This is a genomic window from Streptomyces sp. NPDC006339 (genome assembly GCF_040612775.1).
In the GTDB taxonomy this organism is placed as follows: Bacteria; Actinomycetota; Actinomycetes; order Streptomycetales; family Streptomycetaceae; genus Streptomyces.
Map to the genome: position 1 here is coordinate 1 of NZ_JBEXQW010000117.1, position 1,813 is coordinate 1,813.

2 protein-coding genes and 1 pseudogene are annotated in these 1,813 nt (G+C 70.5%); all 3 read right to left on the reverse strand.

What is annotated here, in order from left to right; genetic code table 11:
* Nucleotides 1-113 precede the first annotated feature (113 nt).
* On the reverse strand, nt 114-911 hold the full coding sequence (locus tag ABZ135_RS38710) for a hypothetical protein (RefSeq protein WP_356703105.1): 798 nt from the start codon (nt 909-911) through the stop codon (nt 114-116).
* The gene (locus ABZ135_RS38715) at nt 881-1,582 is read right to left on the reverse strand and encodes a hypothetical protein (RefSeq protein ID WP_356703107.1); all 702 of its coding nucleotides are present in this window, start codon (nt 1,580-1,582) and stop codon (nt 881-883) included. The genes ABZ135_RS38710 and ABZ135_RS38715 overlap by 31 nt, the downstream gene beginning before the upstream one ends.
* A gap of 18 nt (nt 1,583-1,600) precedes the next feature.
* A pseudogene (locus ABZ135_RS38720) lies at nt 1,601-1,813 on the reverse strand (hypothetical protein); the annotation flags it as partial.

Below are 1,813 nucleotides of genomic sequence, written 5' to 3' on the forward strand. Positions count from 1 at the left end.
CGTGGAAAGGAACCGGGCTTTGACCCGGCGGCTATATAAGAGTCCGGAGAATCGCCGGTTTGGCTAACCGGCGATCGTCGGCTATGTTTCGCCGCCCCGGTCGGCCGCGCCATTCAGCGCGAGCGGCCGGGCGGGCGTGGAGCGGGGGCCTTCGACAGGGCAGCCGGGCGGGTGAATGACGCTGCCGGACGGACCGACGGAAGGGGGCCGGCCTCGCCTGTGAGCCGGTCGTCACACCACTGAAGGGCCTTTTCGACCGTGGCGAAGCCGCCCTCGCGCAGAGTGTGTGTCCACGCGTCGGTGTCGACCTCCTCGACCAGGACACGGAACGGGCTGGGGGCCCTCTCATCCAGAGCGCGCAGCGCCATGACAGTGAACATGTCGTCCGGATCGTCGCGGGTGTAGGAGTAGCCCATGGCGTAGTGGTCGCCGTCGCTTGCGAGACGGCGTTCCAGTGCGCGCGTCGCCTCGTCGGCTGCTGGTGGCCTCAGCTCGGGGTCGAGGGCGATGGACTCGGGCGGGCAGCCACGGTGGATGAGCCACGACTGCGCCATCGAGGGCAGAGGCAGTCGTACCTCCTCGAAGGTGAACGTCTTCTCGTCCCGGTCCCGTTGCAGGTGCATGGCCATCAGCTGCGGCATACCGGGAATTCCCCATGTGACCGAGCCGTCGAACAGCACGTAGTAGCTGTGCGCGCCGTCGGCGGAGTGGTGCTCGGCGAGGGGCATGAGCATGTCCCGGCCGACGCCGACCTTGCGATCGAAGTCGAGGAGAACCTCGTCGTCGGCGTCGAAGTCGTCCAGGTCGAAATCAACGACGGGGATGGACTTCCGGCCAGGCGCCGGTTCGGTCGTGGACAACAAGAGCCTTTCGGTGGGATTCAGCGCCGCTGTGCCGGGGCGGACGGCCATGCCCCAGGTCGCGCCGGGGGCTTCGGCACGTGCGTGGTGGTGGGCGGCCGGCGGGCGGCGAACAGGGCGGCACGGCCGGCGTCGGTCAGAGCGGCCGGCTGGCCGGCGTGCAAGGGGTGGCCGGTGTCCCGAACGACCAGGCCGGCGTCCTCCAGCTTCCGCACCTCGGCATAGGGGATGCGGGTGCCGGAGGCGACGGTCACGGACAGCCGGCCTGTCAGCAGGTGCTCATACAGCTTGGCTCCCCCGGCGATAGCGAGCAGTGCCGCCTGGTCCTCGGTCGTGAGCGTTCCTTCCCCGCGCACCGGTGCTGCTGTGGCGGCCTCGATGGGTTCCAGGGCCGCGAGCACCTTGCGGGCGGCGGCGTCACGTTCACCGGCGGCCTCCTCCATCTGGCCCACGGCACGGTCGACGCGCTCGAACCAGGCGGTGTCGACGGGAAACTCGCCGCTGGAGAGGCGGTTGAGGAGCTTGAGGTAGAAAGTGACGCTGGTCTGCGCTTGGGCCAGCTCGCGGTGCCGGTCGACCAGATGGGCGTGCGGCTCGTCGAGGACACCGCGGTCGCACAAGGCCCACAGTGTGTCGACGTCATGGCCGGTGACGGCTTCGATGCGGTGGTCGAGCGGAGAAACCGCACGCCGGCCTGCCGCCGGCGCGGGTTCAGGGGGCATAGGCGACGCTCCACGGGTTCAGCGGGAGTGATGGTGCGCGGGATTCTGCGCAGGGCGAGGCAGCCCCGGCATGCCGGAGAGCGGCGGACCAGGCCGGGGGACGGGAGCGCGGGTGGTCAGCTGCGGGGAGCGGGAGCGTGCCGCGTGGGTGCGGGCGCTCAAGGGCCGGCGCGTCATCCCCAGGCGGCGGCCGACCTCGTCGTAGACGTCGTTGCCCGCGCGCGGACGGAC